Here is a 9362-nt window from a genome sequence, read left to right on the forward strand (position 1 = left end):
ACAGTAAAAATATAATCACGTTCCTTGTAATCAGACTCTACAATATATGTTTTACAGGGAACGGATTTTGTATCACTTTTGCTAAAATCAACATCACCTTCGGTTAAGATATATGTAACGGCTATAGAGTCTAATTCAAACTCTTGAAGTTTTTGTTTTGCTTCATCACTATAGTACATAGATTTTGAACGAATGTCTTTTAGTGTTCTGCAGTCTGGTAGATAACAAAAATATACTCCCGTTTCTTGAGATTTTTTCTTTAGGAAAAAAGTTAGAAATACAATACCAATAGATAATCCTACCAAGAAAAAACCTAACCTCTTTATAAAATCCGCATTCATACTTTACCAATCATTAAGTCTGCGAAATTATGCCTTTTATTATGGATAGAAAAAGTATTGCTATGCCTATTCTAGAAAATTAAAAAATTAATATCACTGTATTGTAGGTCAAACCACTCGCCAACGGACTTGTTGGTTAGAATGCCATGATACATGTAAAGTCCGTTACGAAGACCTTTGTCAAATCGAAGTGAATTTTCTAAACCGCCATCTTCACCAATTTTCAATAAGTACGGAGTAAAAATATTGCTAATACTGACTGATGCCGTCTTAGGGTATCTTGATGGTATGTTAGGTACACCATAATGAATAACGTCAAACTTCTTTCTTGTGGGTTTATTGTGGTCGGTTATTTCACTGGTTTCAAAACATCCTCCCGTGTCAATACTTACGTCAATAATGACAGCACCTTTTTTCATGTGTTCTACCATTGTACTGGTTACGACAACTGGAGATCTGTCTTTACCACGTGTTGCGCCAATTGCGACATCACAACGTTTTAAAGCTTTTAAAAGGTTTTTTGGTTGAATGGTAGATGTGTAGACCGTTTGTTTTAAGTTGGTCTGTATATTTCTAAGTTTGGTTATAGAATTGTCAAATACTTTTACGTTTGCTCCAATACCAATTGCAGAACGTGCTGCAAATTCACCTACTGTTCCTGCGCCAATGATAACAACCTCTACAGGTGGTACACCACTGATGTTTCCAAACATTAGTCCGTTACCATTATTATTAGCCGCCATTAATTCTGCGGCAATTAAAACAGATGATATACCGGCAATTTCACTAAGCGATCGTACTGCAGGATATTTCCCTTCCTCATCACGAATGTATTCAAAGGCAATGGCGGTAATCCGTTTTTTTGCCAATTCCTCAAAATACTCCTTGTATTGTGTTTTTATTTGAAGCGCAGATATAATTGTTGTTTGCGGATTTATATATTCTATTTCTGTGAGCGTAGGCGGTTCTACTTTTAGAATTAAAGGACAGGCAAAAACCTTTTTGGTATCTCTTGTTATTTCCCCGCCTGCAGTTACGTAATCTGCATCTGAGTAATGAGCACCTTCGCCTGCTCCAGATTCTATTAAAACTCTATGTCCGTTTGCTGTTATGGCATTTACGGCATCAGGAGTAAGGCAAATTCTTTTTTCTTGGTATTGATTTTCTTTTGGAATACCAATAAATAATTCTCCTTTTTGACGTAAAACTTCTAGGGTTTCCTCTTGCGGAATTAATTGGTGCTTACTAAAAGGGGAGGTGGGTTGATTCATAACTTATTAATGAGTTGTTCAAATCATTGACTTGAAACTCAAATGTACAATTTTTAAAGAAATCAATGAATTGTACTCATTTATGATGAAGACTTAGATTTCATATGAAACAAGCTTTGTATACGATCTTGAATATGTTTGAAAATTTTTTCTAAGTTCCCTGTTGAAAGTGTAGTTTCAATATCCTCTGAAATGGTAGGTATATTAAAATTACCTTCAGTATCTAGGTTGTCTTTAACTTTTTTTTTTGAGGTATTTAAATCTTTTTCTTTTAGTTCTTTCAACTCGGCATCCATTGCTTCTAAATCAATTCCTAAAACATATTTGTCATACAATTTAATTCTTAAAAAGTAAACAAACGGAATAATTATGATACAGATAGGTAGCAGCCAAAGCAGATTTTCTGTATCAATGTCGTTATCGTAGTTGTATAGCACTTCAAAAATTTGAAAAGCATACATAGCAATTGGTATAAGAATTATATGGTACCACCAATTTTTAACTGTAAGAAACCAGAATATTAATAAATACAAAGGGACTATCTTACCCATCATAAACCAAATGAAGGTAGAGACATCTGCAAATCCATGACTATCTATAGTTATACCTAATATGGTAATAGAGCTATTGTTAGCTTCTGGAATATATTCATAAAGCTTATATAAAAAGGGAGAAATGGCTATGAAAAAAACCATTATAGATTCCATAAGAATCTTCCTTTGGGCTTCCTTATTTTTTACTTTGCGCGTCATTAATAATTATCTATAGACTTTTAACGACGATATTCAAGAAAAAGTATAAAAAAAGGACGTATTAAAATACGTCCTTTTTCAAAAGAAAAAATTTAAAACTAAATCTTTTCTTTTAATTTTCTTTTATCTATTCCAACCTGTTGATTGTCAATATCAATAACTGGTGCAGCCATTGCTAATAAAAATACGCCCAAAGCGATTGAAGCTAGTAATGTTTTTTTGTTTTTCATTTTCAAGGGATTTTTGGTTATACTAAATATTTAGTTTGTCCTACAAACGTAAGAAAAAATATACAACTTAATTCCCTTTTGTCGTAAAAATCAAGTGTTTAAACCGATTTTTTGTGCTTTTTGTCGAATTGTTAGTTTTTCATCGAAAAAATGCAATAAATATTTATTCAGAACGATGTTTCGCTAACATTATCAGGTAATTATTTTTTATGGAAGGTTATTATTGTGAGAGAATTAGCTTTCTTGTAGTTTCGTCTAAAACCTCAATAGTAATATTTTGAACTTCCTTAGGTAGTAGATTGGGAATTTTTTCTGCCCATTCCATAAAAACCCAAACACCAGAATCTAAGTAATCGTCAAGCCCCATGTCCATAGCTTCTTCTTCGTCTTCTAAACGATAAAAATCGAAATGATAGCCCAGTAATTCCCCTGATTCTAAAGCATATTCGTTGACGAGCCCGAAAGTAGGGCTGCTAGCATTATCTGTACTACCTAATTCTTTAATAAGTGTCTTGATTAATGTAGTTTTTCCTGCTCCCATAGGGGCATAAAATGCTAGGGTCTTACTGCTGGTGTGTTCAATGATTTGCTTTGCAACATTTCTTAATTCACTTTCTTGATAAATGAACTCCATCTTTCATAAATTATTTAGGTTCCAAAACTACAAAAGGAATTATCATTTCCTCTAAAGAAACACCGCCATGTTGGTAAGTATTTCGATAATAACTTACATAGTGATTGTAATTGTTAGGGTATGCAAAAAACAAGTCGTTTTTGGCGAAAATATAAGAGCTACTCATGTTAATGCTTGGCAAGTGAATTGATTTTGGGTCTTTTGCGGCTAAAACATCATTCTTTTCATAGGTTAGACTTCTACCGGTTTTGTAGCGCAAGTTTAAGCTTGTATCTCTATCTCCAACAACCTTAGAGGGTGATTTTACGTTTATGGTTCCATGGTCTGTTGTAATAATCAACTTCATTCCCAAAGTTTGTGCTTGTTGAATGATTTCTAACATTGGTGAGTTCTTGAACCAACTGGTAGTCAATGACCGGTAAGATTTATCATTAGATGCCAACTCTTTAATTACTTCCATTTCTGTTTTTGAATGTGAAAGCATATCTACAAAATTGTAGACAATTACCGTTAAGTCGTTATCCTTTTGTCCCTTAAAATTTTGACTAAGGTGTTTGCCTTGTTTTAAGCTGCTAATCTTATGATATTCCCACTTTAAATCTAAACCCAATCTTTTTAATTGGGTACCTAAAAACTTGTCTTCAAATAAGTTTTTACCTCCTTCATCGGTATCGTTTTTCCACCAGTCTGGATATTTTTTTTCCATGGCAAGCGGAGTCAGCCCTGAAAATATGGCATTACGTGCATATTGTGTAGCCGTTGGTAGAATGCTATAATAAGAATCTTCCTTTTTCTTTTTGTAAAATGTGTTCACCGTATCTTCAAAAGCGTACCATTGATCGTAACGTAAATTGTCAACTACTATTAATAGTGTTTTTTGGTCCTTGATTTCTGGAGCTATCCATTCTTTAAATAAGGTATGAGACATTACCGGTGCATCTATATCCGTAAACCAATCTTCATAATTACGTTCTACAAATTTTCCGAATTGTTGATTTGCTTCTGTCTTTTGAGACTCTAATATTTCAAACATACCGCTGTCCTCAATTTCTTCTAACTGCAATTCCCAATAAATAAGTTTTTTGTATAATTCTGCCCATTCTTGGTAAGTGTTTACCATTGAGAGATCCATAGCAATTTTTCTGAATTCTTGCTGATAGTTACTAGTAGTTTTTTCTGAAACCAATCTAGAGTGGTCTAAATTCTTTTTTAATGAAAGTAATATCTGGTTAGGATTTACCGGTTTTATAAGGTAATCTGCGATTTTAGAGCCAATGGCTTCTTCCATTATAGATTCTTCTTCGCTTTTGGTAATCATTACTACGGGTAAAGAATTATCTATAATTTTTATTTCAGAAAGTGTTTCAAGTCCAGAAATACCGGGCATGTTCTCGTCTAAAAAAACGATATCTACTCTTGTTTCCGCTAACTCTTCTAAAGCTTCTTGTCCACTTTGGCAGGTGATTACACTATAGTTCTTAGATTCTAAAAAGATGATATGTGGCTTGAGTAGATCAATTTCATCATCTACCCACAATATTTTTATTTTGTTCATTGAATTATTATTTGACAATAATCAAATTCTATGCTAATGCTTTTGTATAACTTTGAAATGTTAATTCCAGAAAAGACGACGTTATCTTGAAGACATCAAACAAATTGAAAATTTTTAATGACCCAATTTACGGATTTATCCGAATTCCCAATGCGCTCATTTTTGACCTCATTGCAGATCCTTACTTTCAAAGGCTTCGTAGAATCTCACAAATGGGCTTATCTTATTTAGTATATCCAGGTGCACATCATACCAGATTTCATCATGCTTTAGGTTGTATGTATTTAATGCAGAAATCTATTCAAGTGCTTCGTTTTAAAGGTGTTGAGATTACTGAAAAAGAAGAAGAAGGACTATTGTGTGCTATTCTTTTGCATGATATTGGTCACGGACCTTTTTCTCATGCTATGGAGCATAGTATTGTAGAAGGTGTAAGTCATGAGTTTATTTCTCTTCAATTTATGGAAGAACTTAATGGTCGTTTTAACGGAAGTTTAACGGAGGCCATTTCCATATTTACCGGTAATCATTCAAAAAAATTCTTAAATCAATTGGTATCTAGTCAGTTAGATATGGATAGATTAGACTATTTAAAAAGAGATAGTTTCTATACAGGGGTTGCAGAGGGCAATACAAACGCAGAGCGATTAATTACTATGCTGAATGTGGTTGACGGTAATTTAGTAATTGAAGAAAAAGGCATTTATTCGGTAGAGAAGTTTCTAATGGCACGCCGTTTTATGTATTGGCAAGTTTATCTTCATAAGACTGCAGTTGTAGCAGAGCGTTTGCTGATTAGTATTTTAAAGCGGGCTCGTTTCTTAATTGAAAAAGGTGAAACTTTAAATTCTACTAAGGCCTTACATTTTTTTCTGACTCACCATATAGACATTAATAATTTTGATAATGAGACCTTGGCAAGGTTTGCCAAACTTGATGATATTGATATTCTAGCGGCTTTAAAGGAATGGCAATATTCAACCGATTTTGTTCTGGCTTCTTTATGCGAGATGATTATCAACAGAAAACTACTTCATATCAAAGTAAAAAAAGAACCTATTAGCGATAGCAAGTTTTTAATGCACTTAAACAAAGTAAAAAACCAATATAATCTTACAGATGAAGATGCATCGTATTTTGTCTTTAAAGGCGAGCTTAAAAATAAAGCTTACGATAGGCAACACCAGACTATCAACATTTTAAGGAAAAATGGAAAGATTACAGATGTTGCCAAATTATCTGACCACCTTAATTTAAATGCGCTTTCAAAAACGGTAACCAAATATTATATGTGTTATCCTAAAGAAGGGGTTTAACAATTTTTCTTACTTTTACGCCCATGAAATTTACAGCAGGTCAGATTGCAGGTATCTTAGAAGGAGAAGTGCATGGAAATCCAGAAATAGCCGTACATAAACTTGCTAAAATCGAGGAAGGCGAAGAAGGTTCCCTTACTTTTTTAGCTAATCCTAAGTATACTTCATTCATATACAAGACAAAAGCATCAGTTACTATAGTAAACAAGAGTTTTGTTCCAGAACAAGATTTAGATACTACTTTAATAAAGGTAGAAGATGCTTATAAGTCGTTTTCAAAATTATTAGAATATTATAATCAAGTAAAGAACAATAAGGTAGGTATAGAAGAACCAGTATTTAAATCAGAATCTGCTACCTATGGTACTGATGTTTATATTGGTGCTTTTGCATATTTGGGCAACAATGTTTCTTTAGGGGATAATGTAAAAATTTATCCTAATGTATATATAGGCGATAACGTAAAAATAGGTGATAGCGTTACCATTTTTGCAGGTGCCAAGGTGTACTCAGAAACTATAATCGGTAATAATTGTGTGGTAAATAGCGGCTCTGTGCTTGGTGCTGACGGTTTTGGCTTTGCGCCAAATGAAAATGGAGAATTTGCCAAAGTTCCACAGACCGGTAATGTTATTTTAGAAGACAATGTTGATATTGGTGCAGGTACTACTATAGATAGAGCAACTTTAGGTTCTACCATCTTAAGAAAGGGAGTAAAGCTAGACAACCAAATACAAATTGCGCATAATGTTGAAATTGGTGAGCATACAGTAATTGCCGCTCAAACCGGAATTGCTGGTTCAACTAAGATTGGTAAACATTGCATGATCGGTGGTCAAGTTGGTATTGTAGGTCATATAGTTATTGGCGATAACGTTAAAATACAAGCACAATCGGGTATAGGTAGAAATGTAAAGGACAATGAAGTACTGCAAGGCTCGCCCGCATTAAATTATGGTGATTACAATAAATCATATGTTCATTTTAAGAATTTACCAAGAATAATAAGTAGAATCGACACCTTAGAAAAGAAAGATTGACGATGAGCACAACAACTATTAAACAAAGAACAATAGGTAAAGAAGTAAGTCTTACGGGAGTAGGTTTACATACCGGAAGTGACGTAACTATAAAGTTTGTTCCTGCGGATAAAAACCATGGTTATGCCTTTAAAAGGGTTGACCTTGAAGGCGCTCCAGTTATACCTGCAGATGCCACATTGGTGAACAATACTCAAAGAGGAACAAACCTTGAGAAAAACGGCGTAAAAATCCAAACTTCAGAGCATGTTTTGGCTGCTTTGGTGGGTTTAGAAATAGATAATGTTTTAATTGAATTAAATGCCGCAGAACCACCGATTATGGATGGGTCTTCTAAATTTTTCGTTGAAGCTTTAGAAAAAGCCGGTATTGTAGAGCAAGATGCATTTCGTGAAGAATATATAGTTAAAGAAGTTATCTCTTATAGAGATGAGAAAACAGGTAGCGAAATAACCATAATTCCTTCAGATACTTACCAAGTTACAACTATGGTAGATTTTGGTACCAAGGTTTTAGGTACTCAAAACGCTACATTAGAAAAAATTTCTGATTTTAAGGCGGAAATTGCAGATGCACGTACATTTAGCTTTTTACATGAATTGGAAGCTTTGTTGGAAAACGGACTTATTAAGGGTGGTGATTTAAATAATGCCATTGTTTATGTGGATAAGGAGATATCTGAAGAGACCATGAAAAAATTAGAGAAAGCTTTCAATAAGAAGAAGCTTTCTGTTAAAGCAAATGGTATTTTAGATAATTTAACATTACATCAGCCAAATGAAGCTGCACGTCATAAATTATTAGATGTTATTGGCGATTTAGCTTTGGCGGGTACGAGAATTAGAGGTAAGGTTATTGCTAATAAACCAGGTCATTTTGTAAATACCCAGTTTGCTAAGAAAATAGCGCAAATCATTAAATTAGAGAAACGTAATAACGTACCTAAATACGACCTTAGTTTACCTCCATTAATGGATATCCATAAAATTATGGATATGCTGCCACACAGACCTCCGTTTTTATTGATTGACCGGATTTTAGAACTTTCAGATTCTCATGTCGTGGGTATGAAGAACGTTACTATGAACGAACCTTTTTTTGTGGGGCACTTTCCTGGAGCTCCGGTAATGCCAGGGGTATTGCAAGTAGAGGCAATGGCACAAACAGGTGGTATTTTAGTTTTAAGTACCGTTCCCGATCCTGAAAACTATTTAACGCTTTTCATGAAAATTGATAAGGTTAAATTTAAAAGACAAGTACTACCTGGAGATACATTAATTTTCCACTGTAGTTTAATTACCCCGATTAGAAGGGGAATATGCCATATGCAAGCGTATGCTTATGCCAACGATAAATTGGTAAGTGAAGCTGAAATGATGGCTCAAATTGTAAAAAGAACTTAGAATGAATCAACCTTTAGCCTATATACATCCAGGAGCTAAAATTGCTAAAAATGTAGTAGTTGAACCTTTTACAACTATTCATAATAATGTTGTTATTGGTGATGGTACTTGGATCGGGTCTAATGTGACGATAATGGAAGGCGCTCGCATTGGTAAAAATTGTAATATTTTTCCAGGTGCAGTAATATCTGCATCTCCACAAGATTTAAAATATGACGGGGAGGAGACTACCGTTGTAATTGGTGATAATACAACTATTAGAGAATGTGCTACAATACATAAAGGTACATCTGATCGTATGAAAACGGTAATTGGTAAAAACTGCCTTATTATGGCGTATTGCCACGTTGCGCACGATTGCCTTGTAGGCGATAATTGTATTTTTTCAAATAACTCAACATTAGCTGGTCATGTCACCATAGGTGATAATGTAATTCTTGCAGGTTTGGTTGCAGTACACCAGTTTGTGTCCGTAGGCCAGCATGCTTTTGTAACAGGTGGTTCTTTGGTGAGAAAAGATGTACCACCATATGTAAAAGCTGCTAGAGAGCCGTTATCTTATGTAGGTATCAATTCTGTAGGATTAAGACGTAGAGGATTTATTTCTGATAAAATTAGAGAAATACAGAACATCTATAGAATTCTTTATCAAAAGAACTACAATAACACGCAAGCTGTACAAATTATTGAAGCTGAGATGGAAGCAACTCCTGAGCGTGATGAAATATTACAATTTATTCGTGATTCTCAACGTGGTATCATGAAAGGATATTTCAGCAATAATTAAACTATTACTTTAAACTTAAGATAACAATATTAA

General features: G+C 34.0%; 10 protein-coding genes. 4 read left to right on the plus strand and 6 right to left on the minus strand.

Features of this window, described 5'->3' with window-relative positions:
* The 6 genes from ABJI11_RS13755 to ABJI11_RS13780 form a co-directional block, all read right to left on the minus strand.
* On the minus strand, positions 1 to 341 hold a 341-nt coding region (locus ABJI11_RS13755; protein WP_348353321.1), incomplete at its 3' end, for a DUF4258 domain-containing protein.
* A 71-nt stretch (positions 342 to 412) separates the two neighbouring features.
* Positions 413 to 1612 carry an alanine dehydrogenase gene (locus tag ABJI11_RS13760; RefSeq protein WP_348353324.1) on the minus strand — a complete coding sequence of 400 codons (1200 nt, stop codon included), beginning with the start codon at positions 1610 to 1612 and terminating at the stop codon, positions 413 to 415.
* An 80-nt stretch (positions 1613 to 1692) separates the two neighbouring features.
* Complete coding sequence (locus ABJI11_RS13765) at positions 1693 to 2364, minus strand: hypothetical protein (protein ID WP_348353327.1); 672 nt, start codon at positions 2362 to 2364, stop codon at positions 1693 to 1695.
* A 98-nt stretch (positions 2365 to 2462) separates the two neighbouring features.
* A complete protein-coding gene (locus ABJI11_RS13770) occupies positions 2463 to 2594 on the minus strand; it encodes a hypothetical protein (RefSeq protein ID WP_348353330.1) in 132 nt (43 codons plus the stop codon).
* 220 nt (positions 2595 to 2814) lie between these two features.
* Entirely contained in the window at positions 2815 to 3228 is a 414-nt protein-coding gene (gene tsaE, locus ABJI11_RS13775) for a tRNA (adenosine(37)-N6)-threonylcarbamoyltransferase complex ATPase subunit type 1 TsaE (protein ID WP_348353333.1), read from the minus strand.
* A gap of 10 nt (positions 3229 to 3238) precedes the next feature.
* Positions 3239 to 4783, minus strand: a complete 1545-nt coding sequence (locus tag ABJI11_RS13780) for a PglZ domain-containing protein (protein ID WP_348353336.1) — start codon at positions 4781 to 4783, stop codon at positions 3239 to 3241.
* Positions 4784 to 4869: 86 nt separating this feature from the next.
* On the opposite strand from ABJI11_RS13780, the gene ABJI11_RS13785 reads away from it, so the two are divergent.
* The 4 genes from ABJI11_RS13785 to lpxA are packed head-to-tail and all read left to right on the plus strand — an operon-like array spanning position 4870 to position 9329.
* Entirely contained in the window at positions 4870 to 6099 is a 1230-nt protein-coding gene (locus ABJI11_RS13785) for an HD domain-containing protein (RefSeq protein ID WP_348353338.1), read from the plus strand.
* A 23-nt stretch (positions 6100 to 6122) separates the two neighbouring features.
* A complete protein-coding gene (gene lpxD, locus ABJI11_RS13790) occupies positions 6123 to 7139 on the plus strand; it encodes a UDP-3-O-(3-hydroxymyristoyl)glucosamine N-acyltransferase (protein WP_348353341.1) in 1017 nt (338 codons plus the stop codon).
* Positions 7140 to 7141: 2 nt separating this feature from the next.
* Positions 7142 to 8542, plus strand: coding sequence for a bifunctional UDP-3-O-[3-hydroxymyristoyl] N-acetylglucosamine deacetylase/3-hydroxyacyl-ACP dehydratase (locus ABJI11_RS13795; protein WP_348353344.1), 1401 nt, complete (start codon positions 7142 to 7144; stop codon positions 8540 to 8542).
* Between the two features lies 1 nt (position 8543).
* Positions 8544 to 9329, plus strand: coding sequence for an acyl-ACP--UDP-N-acetylglucosamine O-acyltransferase (gene lpxA, locus ABJI11_RS13800; RefSeq protein ID WP_348353347.1), 786 nt, complete (start codon positions 8544 to 8546; stop codon positions 9327 to 9329).
* Positions 9330 to 9362 lie beyond the last annotated feature (33 nt).

This window comes from Maribacter sp. (genome assembly GCF_039968975.1).
Classification (GTDB): Bacteria; Bacteroidota; Bacteroidia; order Flavobacteriales; family Flavobacteriaceae; genus Maribacter.